At 36.1% G+C, this 19499-nt stretch carries 20 protein-coding genes and 1 tRNA gene; 13 read left to right on the forward strand and 8 right to left on the reverse strand.

Annotation, left to right across the window (positions count from 1 at the left end):
* The first annotated feature begins 7 nt into the window (after window positions 1-7).
* From ACH9UM_RS13645 to xerC, 10 genes are all read left to right on the forward strand, one after another.
* A complete protein-coding gene (locus ACH9UM_RS13645) occupies window positions 8-910 on the forward strand; it encodes a conjugal transfer protein (protein WP_347005490.1) in 903 nt (300 codons plus the stop codon).
* Window positions 911-1026: 116 nt separating this feature from the next.
* Window positions 1027-1404: a hypothetical protein gene (locus ACH9UM_RS13650; RefSeq protein WP_008374225.1), complete on the forward strand. Its 378-nt coding sequence runs from the start codon at window positions 1027-1029 to the stop codon at window positions 1402-1404.
* Window positions 1405-1463: 59 nt separating this feature from the next.
* Window positions 1464-2210 (forward strand): alpha/beta fold hydrolase, encoded by a 747-nt coding sequence (locus tag ACH9UM_RS13655; RefSeq protein ID WP_400091590.1) that lies wholly within the window; start codon window positions 1464-1466, stop codon window positions 2208-2210.
* Between the two features lie 154 nt (window positions 2211-2364).
* Complete coding sequence (locus ACH9UM_RS13660; RefSeq protein ID WP_005611085.1) at window positions 2365-2682, forward strand: hypothetical protein; 318 nt, start codon at window positions 2365-2367, stop codon at window positions 2680-2682.
* Between the two features lie 59 nt (window positions 2683-2741).
* The gene (locus ACH9UM_RS13665) at window positions 2742-2984 is read left to right on the forward strand and encodes a hypothetical protein (protein ID WP_002596221.1); all 243 of its coding nucleotides are present in this window, start codon (window positions 2742-2744) and stop codon (window positions 2982-2984) included.
* A 76-nt stretch (window positions 2985-3060) separates the two neighbouring features.
* Window positions 3061-3285, forward strand: a complete 225-nt coding sequence (locus tag ACH9UM_RS13670; RefSeq protein ID WP_118660946.1) for a sporulation initiation factor Spo0A C-terminal domain-containing protein — start codon at window positions 3061-3063, stop codon at window positions 3283-3285.
* 239 nt (window positions 3286-3524) lie between these two features.
* The gene (locus tag ACH9UM_RS13675) at window positions 3525-3944 is read left to right on the forward strand and encodes a sigma factor-like helix-turn-helix DNA-binding protein (protein WP_195413308.1); all 420 of its coding nucleotides are present in this window, start codon (window positions 3525-3527) and stop codon (window positions 3942-3944) included.
* A gap of 57 nt (window positions 3945-4001) precedes the next feature.
* Window positions 4002-4190: a helix-turn-helix domain-containing protein gene (locus ACH9UM_RS13680; protein ID WP_005334926.1), complete on the forward strand. Its 189-nt coding sequence runs from the start codon at window positions 4002-4004 to the stop codon at window positions 4188-4190.
* Between the two features lie 503 nt (window positions 4191-4693).
* Window positions 4694-4894 carry a helix-turn-helix domain-containing protein gene (locus ACH9UM_RS13685; protein ID WP_330609770.1) on the forward strand — a complete coding sequence of 67 codons (201 nt, stop codon included), beginning with the start codon at window positions 4694-4696 and terminating at the stop codon, window positions 4892-4894.
* Between the two features lie 21 nt (window positions 4895-4915).
* Window positions 4916-6382: a tyrosine recombinase XerC gene (gene xerC / locus ACH9UM_RS13690; RefSeq protein WP_005334931.1), complete on the forward strand. Its 1467-nt coding sequence runs from the start codon at window positions 4916-4918 to the stop codon at window positions 6380-6382.
* A 231-nt stretch (window positions 6383-6613) separates the two neighbouring features.
* Here the strand turns inward: xerC and ACH9UM_RS13695 are convergent.
* Both ACH9UM_RS13695 and ACH9UM_RS13700 read right to left on the reverse strand, forming a co-directional pair.
* A tRNA-Arg gene (locus ACH9UM_RS13695) sits at window positions 6614-6690 on the reverse strand.
* Between the two features lie 755 nt (window positions 6691-7445).
* Window positions 7446-8615, reverse strand: a complete 1170-nt coding sequence (locus ACH9UM_RS13700; protein WP_009243756.1) for an IS110 family transposase — start codon at window positions 8613-8615, stop codon at window positions 7446-7448.
* 277 nt (window positions 8616-8892) lie between these two features.
* Here ACH9UM_RS13700 and ACH9UM_RS13705 point away from each other — a divergent pair, with 277 nt between their 5' ends.
* Together ACH9UM_RS13705 and ACH9UM_RS13710 are read left to right on the forward strand one after the other, a co-directional pair.
* Window positions 8893-11277 (forward strand): FN3 domain-containing metallophosphoesterase family protein, encoded by a 2385-nt coding sequence (locus ACH9UM_RS13705; protein ID WP_009320428.1) that lies wholly within the window; start codon window positions 8893-8895, stop codon window positions 11275-11277.
* 163 nt (window positions 11278-11440) lie between these two features.
* Window positions 11441-12442, forward strand: a complete 1002-nt coding sequence (locus tag ACH9UM_RS13710; RefSeq protein WP_238101274.1) for a YibE/F family protein — start codon at window positions 11441-11443, stop codon at window positions 12440-12442.
* A 33-nt stretch (window positions 12443-12475) separates the two neighbouring features.
* On the opposite strand, the gene ACH9UM_RS13715 is transcribed toward ACH9UM_RS13710, so the two are convergent.
* The 5 genes from ACH9UM_RS13715 to ACH9UM_RS13735 form a co-directional block, all read right to left on the reverse strand.
* The gene (locus ACH9UM_RS13715) at window positions 12476-13351 is read right to left on the reverse strand and encodes a DUF3881 family protein (RefSeq protein WP_009242973.1); all 876 of its coding nucleotides are present in this window, start codon (window positions 13349-13351) and stop codon (window positions 12476-12478) included.
* A 46-nt stretch (window positions 13352-13397) separates the two neighbouring features.
* Window positions 13398-14687: a serine--tRNA ligase gene (gene serS, locus ACH9UM_RS13720; RefSeq protein WP_009320426.1), complete on the reverse strand. Its 1290-nt coding sequence runs from the start codon at window positions 14685-14687 to the stop codon at window positions 13398-13400.
* 104 nt (window positions 14688-14791) lie between these two features.
* A complete protein-coding gene (locus ACH9UM_RS13725; RefSeq protein ID WP_004847669.1) occupies window positions 14792-15319 on the reverse strand; it encodes a DUF4446 family protein in 528 nt (175 codons plus the stop codon).
* An 80-nt stretch (window positions 15320-15399) separates the two neighbouring features.
* Complete coding sequence (locus ACH9UM_RS13730) at window positions 15400-16314, reverse strand: ParB/RepB/Spo0J family partition protein (protein ID WP_009320425.1); 915 nt, start codon at window positions 16312-16314, stop codon at window positions 15400-15402.
* 2 nt (window positions 16315-16316) lie between these two features.
* Window positions 16317-17084: a ParA family protein gene (locus ACH9UM_RS13735; protein WP_009320424.1), complete on the reverse strand. Its 768-nt coding sequence runs from the start codon at window positions 17082-17084 to the stop codon at window positions 16317-16319.
* Between the two features lie 434 nt (window positions 17085-17518).
* Here ACH9UM_RS13735 and ACH9UM_RS13740 point away from each other — a divergent pair, with 434 nt between their 5' ends.
* On the forward strand, window positions 17519-18475 hold the full coding sequence (locus ACH9UM_RS13740) for a hypothetical protein (RefSeq protein ID WP_004847672.1): 957 nt from the start codon (window positions 17519-17521) through the stop codon (window positions 18473-18475).
* A 237-nt stretch (window positions 18476-18712) separates the two neighbouring features.
* Here ACH9UM_RS13740 and rsmG read toward each other — a convergent pair whose 3' ends face one another.
* On the reverse strand, window positions 18713-19432 hold the full coding sequence (gene rsmG / locus ACH9UM_RS13745) for a 16S rRNA (guanine(527)-N(7))-methyltransferase RsmG (RefSeq protein ID WP_004847673.1): 720 nt from the start codon (window positions 19430-19432) through the stop codon (window positions 18713-18715).
* Window positions 19433-19499: the final 67 nt, after the last annotated feature.

Here is a 19499-nt window from a genome sequence, read left to right on the forward strand (position 1 = left end):
TTGAAATATGTTTAAGAAGAAAGAAAAAACAGAGAAAGCACCTAAGAATAAGAAAGTGCGTACCATGAAAGTCGGGACACATAAGAAATCTGTCCTGCTGTTGTGGGCGGTGCTTCTGGCAAGCACCAGCTTTGGTGTGTATAAGAACTTTACCGCCATTGACACCCACACGGTACATGAAAAAGAAATCATTCAGTTAAGATTGAACGATACCAACGGTATTGAAAATTTCGTCAAGAACTTTGCGAAAGCCTACTACTCATGGGATACCAGCAAGGAAGCCATTGAAGCAAGGACAACAGAAATCAGTAAATACATTACCAAAGAATTACAGGACTTGAACGCCGATACCATCAGAACAGATATACCAACCAGTGCTACCGTTACAAATGTGCTGGTCTGGAATGTAGAACAGTCTGGAACGGACGATTTTACCGTTGCCTACGAAGTAGATCAGCAGGTAAAAGAGGGCGAACAGACACAGGCAGTCATAGAAAACTATACCGTGACCGTTCATGTGGATAAGGACGGTGCAATGGTCATTACCCAGAATCCTACCCTTGCTCCGGCAGTGCAGAAATCAAAGTATGAACCGAAAGCACAGGAAACAGATGTCAGTGTCAGCTCCGACACAGTCAAGGACGCTACTGCTTTCTTGGAAACATTCTTTAAGCTGTACCCGACAGCCACAGAAAAAGAACTTGCCTACTATGTCAAAGACGGTGTGCTTGCTCCTGTATCCGGCGACTATGTATTTTCGGAACTGGTAAACCCTGTCTTTACCAAAGATGGCGATAACATCAAGGTCAGTGTGTCCGTAAAGTATCTGGATAACAAGTCGAAAATGACGCAAATCTCACAGTATGAGCTTGTGCTTCATAAGGACGATAACTGGAAGATTGTAGGATAAATATTACAGCAGAATAGTATGGTAATTTGTTGTTTTATCTATACTATTCTGCATTTTGTTATGGTATAGTATGAATTAAGAAATATACAAATCGGAAGTTTTAAAGGAGGAATACCATGGGATTATTTGGTAAAAGCAAAAAAGAACGAGAAACAGAATACATGAGCAGATTAGATGTTCCATCGTGTTTAAAAGAAGATTTTGAATTGATTATTGATGATATATTTACAATTATGGGAGTTGGAACAGTTGCCACAGGAAACATATTAACAGGGATGTGCAGAGAAGGGGAAAATGCATGTATTTATAAAGCAAATGGAGATATCTTAGAAACCAGAATTACTACTGTCGATGTACATACAAAAGAACGAAAAGCAAATGGTTGTGGATATAAAACAGAGCATGTTGGACTTGGGTTACGAGGAATTTCCAAGGAACAATTAGAAAAGGGTGATAAAGTACTTGTAAAGAATGCCAATATGTATGGAATGTAATTACAAATTCAAGTTTGGAGAATTGAGAAAATCGGAAGTTTACAGTGAGGTGAAAGAGGTTGAATTATGTAGAATATGGAAAAGAAAACAGCGATGTAATTATCCTCTTACACGGAGGCGGTTTATCATGGTGGAATTACAAAGAGGTTGCTGAAAGACTTCAAACAGATTATCATGTGGTTTTGCCTATATTAGATGGTCATGCAGGATGTGATAAGCAGTTTACAACGATAGAGAATAATGCTTTGGATATTATAGAATTTGTAAATAGCAAATTGGGCAGTTCTGTTTTAATGATGGGAGGACTATCGCTTGGAGGGCAGATTTTGCTTGAAATTTTATCTCAACGCAAAGATATATGTAAGTATGCAATAGTGGAAAGTGTACTTGTGATACCTTCAAAATTTACATATTCTATGATTAAACCGGCGTTTGGAAGTTGCTATGGCTTAATAAAGTATAAGTGGTTTTCAAAATTGCAATTCAAATCACTACGAATAAAGTCGAATTTGTTTGATGAATATTACAAAGATACTTGTGCTATTAGAAAGAGTGATATGATTGCCTTTTTACAGGAAAACTCAGTATATTCACTAAAAGATGGCATTGGAGAGTGTGAAGCAACCGTTCAAATTTATGTTGGAGAAAAAGAAAAGCAATCAATGAAAAAATCTGCTAAAATCATTCATGAAAAATTGCAGGATAGTTTTATACAAGTTCTTCCTAATATGTATCATGGAGAGTTTTCAATAAACCACGCAGATGATTATGTGAGAAAACTATTAGAAATAGTAAAGCGAAGGTAACTTTCAGTCTTCAGCAGAGACTGAAAGCAACAGAAGATTTGAATTGACCGAGCTCTTTGAGCGAGGGATACTTCTTGTCCGAAGGGCAAGAAAGTGGAACTGAGAAGAATTAAAACAATTTGAAGTTGTGAACTTAGAATTAGAGGTGTTGAAAATGAAAATAATAATTATATTTATTGATTTACTGATGGCAACTGTTCTCTTTTTTGTTGGAAGATTTTTTATCAAATCAAGGAATACAGAAAGAAGTGTGCTGTTTTTATCAGGAGATTATACTGGATTAAACACAGAGAAAATATGCAGAGTTACTGGAAAACGGATTAAGACATGGGCAATGCTCTTTTGTCTTGGCGGTATAATTGATTTTATCAAGCTGGGCGCAGGAATAATAATAGTTTCCGTTTTTTTTATTATCTTACTTGTATTTCATTTGGTTGATATGACTATAAATCGAGACAAGTACCGGGTATAAATTCAAGTTTGGAGAATTGAGAAAATCGGAAGTTGTGAATTTGCAAAGGAGGACTATGTATGCGTATATGGAAAGCAATATTCAGCGTATTAACTATTATTTTTGGCTCACTGGGACTGATAAACATAGTTTCTACTGATATAACACTGCCGATTATGTTTGTCTTTATGGGATTAACTATGTTGACAAATGCAAAGGAGTGTTATGATAAAGGTGCGAAGAAAGATGCCATGATATTTGCAGGCATAGCGATTTTTGTCTATGTAGTCACAGCATATAATCTGATAAGCAGATTTATGTAACTTCCAGTTTGTGAAAAACTAATGAGCTATGGTATTATCGAATGGAAATAAATTTATTCAGAAAGGTTGTGGTTAGATGTTGGGTATCAAAAAACGTGATACAAAACAAGTATTTAAAGCGATTGCACATCAACAGGGTGTTTCCGTATTAGAAGTAAAAGAACGTATTCAGTCAACCATTGATGAAATGTATTACAGCGATGACCCAGATGTGCAAGCTGAATTTTCAAGTTATTTTGGAAAGAAACGACCTACACCAGAAGAATACGTTTATACGATGGCAACAAAAATTAAATACTGATTTTATGAAAAATCATCACTTCTTTAACCTGTACATTAAATGTGCAGGTCTTTTTTTGTCGTTTTTTTATCGAATCGAACAATTTTAGCCTTTCTCGTCGGCTATATAGTGAGAGCAAATATAAATTTTATCTAAAATAGCGATTATTTTTTCAAATCACTTAGCAACTGCCCTGTTTTTTTCTTATATGGAGTGGAAAGAGGGATAGATACAAAACAGCACAGGGAGGAGGTGAGAATGTGAAACCATCTGACTTCCAGAAAACTGTAATGTGTCGTTTTGATAGTTGTTTAAAAAAAACTGTTTTCGGAGTTGTAAAAGATTACTACAAAGAGTTGAAAAAGAATCAAGCAGAAGCTATCCCCTTTTGTGAGCTTCCCGACATTATCATAGATAAAGTTGCTGTATGGGATACATATAAAACGGATTACACTACTTTCAATATATGTGGACATGACATTTATGTATATGACGATGAGCTGGCAAAAGTCATTAAACAATTATCTGACCGTTACCGTGAAAATGTACTTATGTACTATTTCTTGGATATGAGTGATACGGAAATTGCAAAATTGCAGAATATATCCCGAAGTGGTGTATTTCAAAACCGACACTATGCATTAAAACAAATGAAAAAGTCATTAGAGGAGGAAAATTAGTATTTGAAACAAAAACGTTCGTATAAGAAGCCATCATTTTATGTGATTTCATCGGCTATGGACGGCGACAAAATTTCCATTGATAAAATCTTAGATTTCTATGACCCGTATATATCAAAAAGCTGTATTCGCCCATTATATGATGAATATGGAAATGTATATATCGCTGTGGATATGGAGTTAAAAGGTCGTATCAGAGAAGCCATTATGAAAATGATATTAGAATTTGACATAAAAATCGAATAAGTAATATCTGCGGAACGCTTCATATAAACACTTCCCTCTTTCCTGTTCCGCTTACTTCTTAGTTTGCCATTCTGTATCAGTCTATTTATCAAAACAGATTGGTACAGGCTGACAAGAGCCTAATAGTTCTTTGACAACTGAATAATGCAGACAGATACGTTTGTGCTTGCAGTGAGCCATCAGAGATTGTACGCCGTGACTTTTCCAATCGGGAGATAGCGATTCATGCAATGATCTGGGAGCGACCGTTGGAAAAGTCGTTCTGCCATGACCTGCAACACAGGATAATGATACACCCGTATGACACGGTTCAGCCCACAGGAATGGGAATGGTTGAGATACCAGTGGAGCTTGCCAAAGCCATTTGTCTGCATATAAAAAGTATTAGCAAAAGTGTTAGCAACGGCAAAAAACATATCCGCAAGAGTTATTGATATGCTATAATGACCTTGTTAAACGTATGTATTTTGCTGTTATCACACGGAAAGGAGTTATTATTACTCGTGATAAGTGATACATCAAATATAGAAACTCCCAAAAAGGAGAAAAAGACATATACAGTAGAGGAAATTGCAGAACAATTATGTGTGAGTAAAAAAGTGGCTTACGCATTGGTTAAAAGTGGACAGTTCGCTTATGTTCGTGCTGGTAGAGCCATACGGGTATCTAAAGATTCTTTCGATAAATGGTTAAATCAAAATTAACTGTTAAGGAGAGAATATATTATGGCTTCAATCAAAAAAAGAAAATCAACATTTTCCGTTATTTACTGGTATTTAGACAATGCAGGAGAACGTAAACAGAAATGGGATACGTTAGAGACAAAGAAAGAAGCAAAGCAGAGAAAAGCATTTGTTGAGTATTATCAAGAAAAATATGGTTATGTGATTGTTCCCTTAGAGGAACAGTTTGCACGCCAGATTGATGAATCGAAAAAAGAACTTGATAGTACCGATGAAGATATTACGCTTTGTGACTTTTTAAAAATATTTGTCAATCTCTATGGTACGTCAAAATGGTCGCCTAGTACATTTAGTAGCAAGGTCGGTACTATCGAAAATTACATCAATCCACTTATCGGGGATTGGAAGTTAAATGAGATTACCACAAAGAAATTATCTGCCTACTACAACGATTTATTGAGTGTTCCAGAAGTACCCAGAGCTAACAGAAAAGCTACTGGACGTTGCGTACAACCTGCCAATATCAAGAAAATACACGACATTATACGCTGTGCATTAAATCAAGCAATCCGTTGGGAATATATTGATACCAACAAGCGTAACCCTGCTTCATTAGCAACGCTTCCTAAAGTTCCTAAGGTAAAAAGAAAAGTATGGAGTGTAGATACATTCCGTGAAGCAATTCAGCAGTCAGACGACGATTTATTAACCATCTGTATGCATTTGGCGTTTTCCTGCTCAATGCGTATTGGAGAAATTACAGGTCTTACATGGGAAGATGTGATTATTGATGAACAATCCATTGCAACGAATAACGCAAGGGTAATCATCAACAAAGAGCTTTCCAGAGTAAATGCACAAGCTATGCAGAAATTAAAGGAAAAAGATATTATCAAGATTTTTCCAACACAAAAGCCACATTGCACAACAAGGCTTGTATTAAAGACACCAAAGACAGAAACAAGTAATCGTACCGTATGGTTGCCAAAGACAGTTGCAGAATTGCTGGTGCAATATCAAAAAGACCAAAAGGAATTACAGGAATTTCTAGGAGACGCTTATAACAATTACAACCTTGTTATAGCTTTGGAAAATGGAAATCCCGTTGAAAGTAGAATTGTGAGAGACAGATTTCAAAAGTTATGCGAACAAAATGGCTATGAAAAAGTTGTTTTCCACAGTCTGCGTCATTTATCCACAGGATACAAATTGAAAATGACCAACGGCGATGTAAAATCGGTACAAGGCGATACAGGTCATGCAGAAGCAGAAATGGTTACAGACGTTTATTCAGAAATCATAGACGAAGATAGACGTTACAATGCTCAAAAGATGGACGAACAATTTTATTCCACTCTAAACCATGATTCAGAAATGCAACCACAAAATGAGGAAGTTCAGCCAGAAAACAACGGCTTATCAGACAGTGATATGGAGCTTTTACAGCTTTTAAAATCACTTACGCCGGAGATGAAAGCAATGCTTTTGAAACAATCAGCTTCAAAGTAATTTTTCAAAAGTGTTAGCAAATCTTCAAAAATCTTCTGATATTTTTTCAAAATAAAAAAAGTGTTAGCAAACTCTTCTACTCAAACAGTCATAAAAATATCGAATTACAAATTCTGAAAATCAAAAGAAATTGCAAAATATAAATTGAATATGTTCTTATCCGACAGGTTATAAGCCAAAAACAAAAGAAGCTGAAAACCTCGATAAATCAAGGCTTTCAGCGTTGTTTGCTGGCGTCCCAGACAGGAATCGAACCTGCGACGTTTCGCTTAGGAGGCGAACCCTCTATCCTACTGAGGTACTGAGACTTATTTAATTGTAATGGAGCAATTTTCAAATTTATTTCATAAATCGCTTCCGAAAGGGGATTGCTCCACCTAACCCTTAGGAGGCGTGTGCTCTATCCAACTGAGCTACTGAGACATCTATCAAAAATATTAAGTTGTATGCAAAATTTAGACTCGAATCATCTACCGCTTAGGAGGACCCTGTTATATCCATTTAACTAACGAGACAAATGCCGCTTTTCCTTGAAAACATTCTGTTTTCAGGATTTTTGTTATGGCAACCTTTATTTTAATTATCAGCTCTTTTGAAGCTGTTAATTACAATTATTTTACTTTTTTAATATTTGTAAATACCTCATCTATTATAACAGTTTCATCTGTCTGCTACAACCGTTTTTCGTATTTTTCTGAAATCATTTTGCTTCCACTATTTTTTCCATGATTTTTATTTTTGTTAGTTTTACGTTAAATTCTGGTTTTTATTTTTGTTAAGTTTTTCTCTCTATTTTAAATCTTTGTCATTTATTTTAAATGACTGTAAGGTCTATTGTATGTGTTTTTTTCAAATGCTACGATAACTATCGGCATGTGACCGTCTTTTACTGTCACGGCATCATACGAATAAAACAGGAACTTTTACAGGAGACCAGCTATGAAAAGTCAACCATAAATTAGCAAAAAATTTCTTTTTCATATCGGTGGTAAAAAAGGGTAACTTTAATAGAGCTCCCTTAGGGTGCTTTTTCAAAATCTATCGATATAGGTATACAGATCTCTTACTCGAGGTTAAATTCTACTTCGTCAGTGAGCATCTTCCAGATGACTCTGACAAGCTTGCCGGCACAGTGCCCAAGTGCATTGTAGTGAGACCGGCCTTCAGCCCTCTTGGCATCATAATAAGCCTTGAAGGTTGCGTTGTTCCTGACAACGTTCCAAGCTGCATTTACAAGAGCATATCGTAAAACACGAGAGCCACGTTTGGACATCCTTGTTGTCTTAGCCTGAAAGTTACCAGACTGATAAACAGAAGGATCCAGGCCTGCAAAAGCAAGCAGCTTGTTTGGATTGGAGAAACGGTGAATATCGCCTATTTCACCAAGGATCATTCCACCATTGATATAACCGATACCAGGAATGGTCATGATGACAGAATCGTTAAATTTCATGATATCCGTCATCTCAGCTTCAATCTTTTCTAATTGGCTATCCAGTAACTCGATTTGTTGAATGGTTTGAGTTATCTGAATAGATATAGCGCTGTCGTTGGCACCGACAGACTTCTGTGCGAGAATTCTTAATTCTTTGGCCTGCTCTTTAGTAAAATGTCCGTGCGAGTTCACTTTGAGCAGATTTGCCAGATGAGTCATATGCATGGAAGCAATCTCTTTTGGAGAAGGTGCTTCTTTTAAAAGAGCATAGACAGCATTCTGATGCAGACCGGATTTGAAAAAGTATTGAATCTCCGGGAATACTTGATCAACATAGGTTGTCAGTTGGATTTTCAATCGGGTGCGTTGCTTAATGGTTTTCTGCCGAAAGCGCCCCAAGGCCTTAAGATCCATCATATCGAGATCAAAGAAGGTAATAAATCTTAGGTCATCCTGCATCATAAGAGTTTTAGCAATAACAAATGTGTCGACCTTATCTGTCTTTGTTTTACGAACATTGTTCTTACGCATCTGACAGGTTTTGATGGGGTTCAACACACACACTTGGTAGAACTCAGCAACAAGGTATCGAACAAGGTTGTCACCGTAGTGTGCCGTCGACTCAAGACCGATGATGATGCTGTTCTTATCGAATGATTCGAGCTTAGAGACCAGCAGTTGGAAGCCATCAGCGTCGTTTGTGAATTTGAACGGCTCAATGAGTATTTCACCGTCCGAAGAAATCGCAGCGGCGAAATGGTTGAGTTTGGCAATATCAATGCCTACAAAAATTTTCATGAGGTTGTACCTCCCTTTCATAAAGTCTGATACCATGATGTCCACCATCGATTATCATCGTAGACTTGATAGAAATAAGTACTCTGAGTGAAAAACACTCCGGCAACATCCAGCTAATAAACAATTCAGATAAAGGTAGCGGCAATACACTCCAGTCGAGTAGTCAAGGCTACAGGGAAAAATCAAAAGTCCATAGTATCTGAATTGTATTGAACCACGATATTAAAAGAAAGGAAACGTGTGATAATTAACTTCCTAATTATCATACAAGGTTATTATGAAAAAACGAATCGTTCAATTACAGATCGGCGCTGCGGCGATTGCAGCAATTCTCGGAACGGGAAGCGTTATAAATGCATTTCCGTGTTCCGCCGCTTTGGTCACTGCTTACGCAAAAGAGCAGAATACCGAGGAAAATGTAACCGTAGTCAATGAAAAGACAACATGGAAATATCTTGACAACAACACAGATCCGGCATCCGGGCTGTCCTCGCTCACTGCTTGGACTACTCCTGATTTTAATGACTCTGCATGGAAGTCTGCCGCCGGAAAATTCGGTGCGAAAAGGGGCGCTCTTACATCTTTTAACGGATTTACTCCGACAGTTCTTTTACAGCAATATCAAGATCAAGAAAACAGCAAATGTACTCCGACATTTTTCTTCCGTACAACTTTTAATGCACAAAATATTGATCAGATCACTTCTGTCACAGGAACTCTTTTCCATGACGACGCTGTTGCCGTTTACTTAAACGGACAGTTGATCACTTCAGCCGACATGCCGGATGAAAAGCATGAAAATAATCTTTATTATGCAGGAGTAAGCGCAGGAGCTCCTAAAGAAGCTTCAGTTGTTCTTACAAAAGATCAACTGAAAAGCATCTTAAAAGAGGGATCAAACGTTCTTTCTGTAGAACTTCATCAAGACCGTGAATCCAGTTCTGATATTTACTTTGAATTTCAGAATTTGTCTTTAAACTATAATGAAAATAATACAGACGGCGATAACAGCGGAAGCAATGATGAAAAAGTAACGCAGAAATCTATTTTTCTAACTGTAGGAAACGATACGTCAAGTCAGGGAATTACGTGGTACGCCGACACAGAAACGGCAGGAGAAGTTCAGTATGCGGTAAAAACAGGCGATACATTCCCTGAAAATTACTTAACTGTACCCGCTTCTTCAACAGCTGCAAACGAAAAAGGATTCTATTCTAATCAAGCGGTTCTTACAGGACTTCTTCCTGATAAAGAATATGTGTATCGTGTAAAAAATGGCGATACAATCAGTGATATTTATAGTTTTACTTCCGGAAACAACGACGGTTCTTATGAATTCGCCTTCGTAGGAGATCCTCAGATCGGCGCCGGCAGCACAGACAGCGATATTGAAGGATGGAATGAAACTTTGAAAACTATTTCTTCAAAATTTAACGCCGACTTTCTTCTTTCAGGCGGAGATCAGGTAAACACGGCCTCAAATGAAACACAGTATACAGGATACATAAATGAGTTGTTTACTTCCCTTCCGAGCGCTACGACAATCGGAAACCACGACTCAGGTTCTGCCGCATATAATCAGCATTTTAACCTGCCAAACGAAAGCGCTGATAAAGGACAGACAACTGCCGGAAGCGACTACTGGTTTGTTTACGAAAATACACTTTTCATTAATTTAAACTCCAATGACAGATCCACCGCAGAACATAAAGCATTTATCGAAGAAGCAATCGCTGCAAATCCGAATGTAAAATGGAAAACAGTTGTTTTTCACCATTCTATTTTCTCAACTGCAAGTCATGTTGACGACGGCGATATCATTACAAGACGTAATGAACTTCCTCAAGTTTTCAAAGATCTTGATATTGATGTTGTATTAATGGGACATGATCATGTTTACACAAGAACTTATATGATGGACGGAACAACTCCTGACACAAGTAAAGGAGTTCAGAGCAGCGTTACAAATCCGACAGGAATTCTTTATCTTACCGCAAACTCTGCTTCCGGTAGTAAATACTATGATATCAAAGCTCCGAATGCCGAATATTCCGCTAAGATGGATCAATCTTACAGAAGAACGGTAACAGATATTAAAGTGACAGATACTTCTTACACAATGAAAACTTATTACGCCGATGATCTATCTTTATTAGATGAATTTACAATCTACAAAGCGGATAATACAGCTCTTCTCAATAAGATAAATGAACTTAAAAATATGAATTTATCGGAGTCTGATTATACAAAAGACAGTTGGAAGTCCTTTTCCGATGCTCTTACATCAGCAGAAGAACTGTTAAAAAATTCTGATGCCACACAAGATATGCTGGATGCATCGCTTTTAGATCTTCAGACAGCTTACGAGAATCTTGTCAAAACCGATGATCAAAACGGTAATGATAACAATGGTAATAACAATAACGGCGATAACAATAACGGCAATAACAATAACGGCAATAACAACAACGGCAATAACAACAATGGCAATAACAGCGGCAATAATAATGCCAACAACAATAACAACAGCAGTAATAAAGCAAATACTTCTGCTCCGTCCGCAAAAACCGGCGATATCACCACTTTTGCTCCGATAGCTTTGCTGCTTGCCGCATCACTTTCCGTTATTGCATTTATTACAAAAAGAAGGAGATCTGCTTAAGATCAGATAGGATAAAATGATGTTGAGAAAAATAAAGCAAAACTATATTGTACTGATACTTATTTTCCTCAGTGTCCTCACTATACTTATTCTTCAGAATTTCGGGTTTAAAAGCTATTCTCGATACAGCACAGATACACTCCACTACGACAAAGGTGTCGTAGTGGAGATTTCTAATGAGGACATTGAATATGATAAAGAACTTAAAATTCACCTCGGCAGTCAGGATTTAAAAATAAAAATGTCCGAAGGAATTCAAAAAGGTAAAATTATAGAAGTAACAAATTATCTAACGAAAACACATAATGTTCATGCGAAAATCCATATGCCTCTTATTATCAATATCGATCAGCCTGATAATATTGAGCCATATTATACTGTATACAATTATGACCGCACATTTTCTCTTTTTGCATGTGCCGCCGTTCTTGCAGCCGCGATCTTTTGTATCGGCGGAGGAAAGGGATTAAAATCAATCGCAGGGCTTCTTTATTCTATGCTTCTTATCATTGAATTTCTCCTGCCTGCCGTATTCTCAGGATGGCCGCCGATCGCATCCAGTATCATATGTGCCATACTGTCCACGGCAGTTACTCTTCTTCTGTTAAACGGACAAAGCGGGAAAACATTTTCCGCGATTTTATCTACAATGATTGGAATGTTTTTTGCGCTTATTCTTTTCCTTATCACATCTGCCATGATCCATGTGGACGGATTCAGTTCGGCAGATGCCGAAGGTTTGATTTTAATACATGAAGAAACCGGTCTACAGATTAAAGACGTTCTTTTTGCGGGAGTTGTAATTTCTTCTCTCGGTGCGATCATGGATGTCGGAATGTCTGTCGTTTCATCACTTTACGAAATTTATCACCATAATCCGACTCTTACTGCAAAAGATATTTTCAGATCCGGTATAGAAATAGGAAAAGATATGATCGGAACAATGACGAATACACTGATCCTTGCATTTACAGGCAGTGCATTCATCACATTACTTGTGTTCCTCTCATATCAAGTACAATTTAACCAACTTATCAATTCTAATTATCTCAGCATCGAAATTGCTCAGGGACTATGCGGAACATTCGGAATTGTTCTGACAATTCCAGCCGCTTCTGCAATCTCTGCATTTATGCTGACTCGAAAACAAAAGATGATCCCGTAGTGTGCCTTTCGGCTCTTCCGGCGATTATTCATATTAAAAATTAATATATCCCTGCAGCCATATCGTTCCTTTAAAGCGCCTTCCGATCTCAGGTTCTCCCATCGTCTCGGATACGGGAACACATATATCAAATTGAAGTTCATTTACATTAAGCTTCATCTGATAAACTTCCCTGTTCGTGACGATGTTTTTTCGTCTGCGGACTGCCAGTATCTCTCCCATGATAGAATAAAGATCGCACTCTATTCCATACGGCATAAAATACGTATCCACTATAGAAAATATATCCTCATTTGCAAGTCTTTTTGAAACTTGAGAATACATATCTATATCGTCTAATGTCAGTGTTTCTATCGCGCTCTGATCTCCGTTTCTTGCTGCATTAATGAGCATCTTCCGGTTATCCGAAGCTTCTTTTTCCGACCTTACGCTTTTCTCGTCTTTGCTTACCGGAAGCAATATCATTCCTGATAAAGCAAGCCCGGATAAAGTAACTGACGTCGTCGGATCTGCCGGGAATCCGGCCTGACGTTCTCTCATATATTCGATTCCGTTCTGCACCGTAAATATCAGACTTATTCCGATCTTAGAATCTTCACACATTCCGAGATATTGTTCTTTTTCAATTTTTCTCTCTACGGCAATTTCTGCATATGTGCTTATACCGCTTCCTTCAAAATACGGAAAATAATAATAAGGATCAAAATATTCTCTTTCATCTAATCCGCCGCACAGTGCAATTCCCATACTTTGTCCGTATTCTTTTTTCAGCTCACAGAAATCTTCTCCCGGCTTATAAGAAACTATTGTCTGATGAGTACACTGCTCTTCAACTTCTTCCAACAGCTTTTTTAAGTCTGATCTTGTTTGAATATTATCAAATCCTAACGCTTTTAAATACTTATGCATCTATTTTTCATCTTTCTGTCTTGATTGTTTTCAGATCTTTTTACTCTTATTTTTTCTTGACTTCTATTTTCTCATTTCCGCCCATATACGGTCTGAGAACTTCAGGAATTTTTACCGATCCGTCAGCCTGAAGATTATTTTCCAAAAATGCAATCAGCATTCTCGGCGGAGCGACAACTGTATTATTCAGTGTATGTGCAAAATAGTTTCCGTCTTTACCTTTCACGCGAATACCGAGACGTCTAGCCTGTGCATCTCCGAGATTTGAACAACTTCCTACCTCAAAATATTTTTTCTGACGCGGAGACCACGCTTCTACATCTACAGACTTCACTTTCAAATCTGCAAGATCTCCCGAACAACACTCAAGTGTTCTTACCGGAATATCCATAGAACGGAACAGATCAACTGTATTTTTCCACAATTTTTCATACCACTCCATACTTTCTTCCGGTTTGCAGACAACGATCATTTCCTGTTTTTCAAACTGATGAATACGGTATACTCCTCTTTCTTCGATTCCGTGAGCTCCTTTTTCTTTTCTGAAACAAGGTGAATAACTTGTCAGTGTCTGTGGAAGTTCCTCTTCCGTAAGCTGTGTATTAATAAACTTTCCGATCATAGAATGCTCGCTTGTTCCGATAAGATAAAGATCTTCTCCTTCAATCTTATACATCATCGCATCCATTTCCGCAAAACTCATTACGCCTGTAACAACATTACTTCTAATCATAAACGGAGGTATACAATATGTAAAACCTCTGTTGATCATAAAATCGCGGGCATAAGATATCACTGCCGAATGCAGTCTTGCTATATCTCCCATAAGATAATAAAAACCGTTTCCTGCAACTTTTCTCGCACTGTCAAGATCAATGCCGTTAAACGCTTCCATAATCTCTGTGTGATACGGAATTTCAAAATCAGGAACTACCGGCTCTCCAAAACGCTCGAGTTCTACATTCTCACTGTCATCTTTTCCAATCGGAACAGACGGATCGATAATATTCGGAATGGTCATCATGATTTTCTTGATTTTTTCTTCAACTTCTTTTTCTTCTACAGACAACTCCTCGATTCTTCCTGCGCTTTCACTTACTTTTTTCTTAAGAACTTCTGCTTCTTCAAATTTTTTCTGAGCCATCATTGCTCCGATTTCTTTTGAAGATTTATTCTTTTCTGCACGAAGAGCTTCTACTTCCTGCTTTATCTCTCTGTTTCTTAAGTCTAATTCAATTACTTCATCAACAAGAGGAAGTTTTTCATCCTGAAATTTATTTTTAATATTTTGTTTTACGATTTCTGGGTTACTTCTTAAAAATTTAATATCTAACATAACATATACTCCTTTTTCTTCTTTACTCTTTTCCTAATTAAAATTCACATTTTATTATTGCTAAAACTTATATCTTTTCTTTATGATCACACTTTTCTATACGGTTATTCTTCCATATCTCTCAAATCATATTTTTCTTGATACACCGCTTTTTCCAGACATTCTTTTTCTTCGGATGATAACTCAATATAGCTTTCACCGTTTACAACTTCTTTTATATAAGTGTAACAGCCTTCTCTGCTGTGCATTGCATTGAAGATCCATCCGTTATTGTTTTCATCCAGCATTGTAAGTGCAAAACTCAATTCTCCGCCCATTTCGTGAAAAGCATCGTATTTGACAATTCCGACCTTCTGATAATGTGTTTTCATTTTTTCCGAAATTTCTTTTACTTCTTTTTCATTTGCTCTCACAAGTTCTGCGATTTCATCCAGTTCATCAAATTTGCCGAAAATACTTTTTTCAAGATTTTTTCCGTTTTTTCCACGCATAAATGTTACATAACTTTTCTGTAAACGTCTATATTTTGTATTCAGCATCACATACAATACGATCATTACAATCTGTATGATAAACATAACGACAAACAGATAAAACGGATCTACTCCCCAACTATCCAATATACCTTTCATTTCTTTTCATCTCCCCATATTTTATGACTTTTGCTTCATCTTTTTTCTATACGTTCTTCCTTTTCACATTTCTATTTCTTCTATTTTGATTGAATAGACATGATCAAATCATAGATTCTTTCAAGTTCTTCCTCTGAATAATATTCTATCTCAATCTTTCCCTTTCCATTCGCTTTTGGGTTAACACTCACTTTTGTTCCTATTATATTTTTCAAGTGTTCTTCGAGATTATCGTACACAAACATGTGTTCTTGTTTTTGTACTTTTACTTCTTTTTTGGGATTTTTTAAAGCTTTTACAAGTTTTTCAGTTTCCCGAACGCTTAATTTTTCATCAAATATCTTGTTTGCCAATATATACTGCTGTTCTTCATCGTCAAGCGCCAACAAAGCTCTTGCATGTCCTGTACTGATCATATCATCAACTATCATCTGCTGTACACGCTCACTTAGTTTAAGCAGCCGCATGGAATTCGTTACCGCTGTCCGGCTTTTTGAAACCCGCTCTGCAACTTCATCTTGTTTTAAATCAAATTCCTCTAGCAGACGTTTATATGCCATTGCTTCCTCGATCGGATTCAAATTTTCCCTCTGAATATTTTCAATAAGAGAAATTTCAACAATCTCCTGATCCGTATAGTTTTTCACAATAATCGGAACATCTTTAATTCCCGCAAGCTTTGCAGCTCTCCATCTTCTCTCACCCGCTATGATTTCATAATAATCTTTCTTTTTTTGAACAAGAAGCGGCTGTAATATTCCAAATTGCCTGATAGAATCTGCCAATTCCATAAGCGAATCTTCATCAAATTCTTTTCTTGGCTGTTCTCTGTTCGGTTCAACTTCATTTATTTTTACTAATATTTCCCCGGATCCAACATTTTTTTCTTGTTTTTCTTTACTTACTTTCTGCTGAGATGCTGATTCTTCCTTCACAGTCTTATTCGGGATAAGACTATCCAATCCTTTTCCAAGACCATTTCTTTTCCCTGCCATAATCACTCTTCTCCTTTATGAATAACTTCTTCTGCCAACAGCATATAACTCGTAGCTCCTGTTGACTTCGGATCATAAAGATTGATCGGCATTCCATAACTAGGAGCTTCCGCTAATCTAATATTTCTCGGAATAATTGTCTTATAAATATTCTGATTCAAATTATCCTTAACGTTTTCCACAACTTGTAGGGAAAGATTCGTTCTTGCATCATACATTGTAAATACGACGCCTTCTATCTCAAGATTCGGATTCAATCTCTCCTGTACAAGTTCAATCGTATGTATCAACTGACTCAGTCCTTCCAATGCATAATATTCGCATTGTATAGGCACTATTATAGAATCAGCCGTTGTCATTGCATTTATTGTAAGCATGCTCAATGCAGGCGGACAATCAATTACAACAAAATCATATTCATCTTTTACTTTTTTCACTTCAGTTTTTAATATATATTCCTTATTTTCAACACCGATCAATTCAATCTCTGCCGCCGAAAGGTTTATATTAGAAGGAAGAACGTCAAGATTTTCAAGTGCATCTTTACATATACACTCTTCAATTCCCGCATTTCCTATTATCAGATCATAAACTGTTTTTTCAGCTTCGTCTTTATCAACACCTAAACCACTTGTCATATTTCCTTGTGGATCCATATCAAGAGCAAGAACTTTTTTCCCTTTACTTGCAAGAGCAGCCGATAGATTTATAGAAGTTGTTGTCTTACCTACCCCGCCTTTTTGGTTGGCAATAGCTATTATTCTCCCCATTTTTGCCTCCTCATATGCGTTCTTTTAACATATTTTATATAATATTGCTTCATATTCCAAGACGCTCGCAATAAGAACACTGATGTTTTCACAATCTAAATTCTTTATGTTTGCGTATTTTATATTATACCACTTTTTAAATTATTAATCTATAACTTTTGAATGTTTCACGTGAAACATTTTATTAACTTTTCACGTTTTTATCTTTTAAAATAACCTTTTATATCTACCATTACTAACAAAAAATCATTTTTTATTTTTGACTTTTTTATTTCTACTTCTGCTTTTTATTACAATAAAATGTTTCACGTGAAACATTTTATAAATCATTTCTATTATCTCTTAAAATATTCTTATTATTTCTTTCATTCTTGAATTGATAAATTCAGTGTAGTATAATAATTAAATAAAGTATTGAAAGATGGTGAAATCCTATGGATAAGAATAAGTTATTAAAGAGAATTGCTGTTTTTACAGGTGTTTCTTTAACGGCAATGCATGTTTTTAACAGAATCTCTACATATATTGCTACTGCTGATAATCTTCTTGGTGCAGATGATTATAACGTCTATGATTGGAAATACGGAAAAATTTCTTATAAAAAGAAAGGGGCAGGAACGCCTCTTCTTCTTATACACAATTTTAATGTTTTCTCATCTTCTCATGAATGGAATAAGATCATAGATCACTTTTCAGCAACAAACACTGTATATTCTATTGATTTGCTTGGATGTGGTTGTTCTGAACGTCCGATCTTAACATATACTAACTTTTTATATGTGCAGCTGCTTACCGATTTTATCAAAAATGTAATAGGTGAAAAAACAGACGTCATTGTTTCGCGGGACTCCTCTCCTTTTGTTTTAATGACATGTGCAAATGACGACACCTTAATCGATCGTATTATAATGATAAATCCTCAAAGCTTAGTTTCACTTGCAAAAGTTCCTTCTAAACAGAGCAAATTATTAAAAAACATACTATATATGCCTGTTATAGGTACTTTTATATATAACATAAAAACAAGAAAATCCATTATATACGAGAGATTTACTTCCGCATATTTCTACAATCAAAACAAAGTAAATGAAAAAGATATATTAGGATGTTTTGAATCATCGCACAGAAATAAATCTCATTCAAAATATGTATACGCCTGTCAGAAATTGGGTTATACAAATGCAAATATTTCTTTTTGTCTGGGCAAATTAAAAAATAAAATTACAATTATTATAGGAAATGATAATCCTGAAAATATTCTTTCCGCAAACCAATATCAAAATCAAATTCCGGAGATAGAAATCATCGGAATAGATCATGCTAAAATGCTTCCTCATGTGGAAAAATCGGATGAATTTATTGAAATAGTAAAACCGCTCTTAGAGAAATAGCTTATCAATATATGACATTCATAAATTTATCTTTTTAAATTCATTTTATAGAATACTTTTTAAAATTTAAATTTTAATAAATAAAAACGCCGTATTCCGGCGTTTTTATTTATTCCTCAATTATACTTATTCACATTTTTTAGTTATATATGCTCACTTTTAGTTATATATTCTCTCTTTTTTCTTGTATTTCCGTTTTTATAATATTTTTATGCGCAACCTTTATATGCCGACATGTTATAACGGCTCTCTTGAAGGCATTCCGGCCTTCCTCGGATATTTTGCCGGTGTAATTTTAATCTTTTTAATATTTACAAGCGCCCTTCCCATATCTGTTTCCGGTAATAAAAATTTGTCTGTTTTTTCGATTTTTCCGCCAAGTATATTCACTGCCTTTTCTGCCTGTTGAATTTCTTCATCAGATGAGCCGCTTTTATATGAAACAAAATATCCGTTTCTTTTTACAAAAGGAATACAATACTCACTCAAAGTTGATAAATTTGCAACAGCTCTCGATACGCAAAGATCAAACTGTTCTCTGTATTCCTTTCTTTTCGCATAATCTTCCGCTCTTCCGTGAAGTGTTTCGACGTCTGCAAGATCTAATTCTTCTATAACTGCATTTAAGAATTTTATTCTTTTATTTAATGAATCAAGCAAAACAACGTGAATATGCGGAAACGCTATCTTTATCGGAAGTCCGGGAAAACCTGCTCCTGTTCCTATATCTATTACCGCATCTATCTTATTCATATCTATATTTCTTACAAGCGTCAGACTATCTGTAAAATGTTTCAGATTTACCTCGTCATAATCGGTAATTCCTGTCAGATTCATTACATTATTCCATTCTACGAGCATTTCATAATAGCGATCAAACTGCTCTTTCTGATGTTCTGTAAGATTAATATTCAATTTTTCAAGTTCTTCTTCAAACTTACTTTTTTCTGCCATCATCTTTTCCTCTTTTAACTGTTCCACTTTTCAGCTCTGTTCTATTTATAATAGAACAGAGCTTTTAATG

Source organism: Mediterraneibacter torques (assembly GCF_044591705.1).
GTDB lineage: Bacteria > Bacillota > Clostridia > Lachnospirales > Lachnospiraceae > Mediterraneibacter > Mediterraneibacter torques.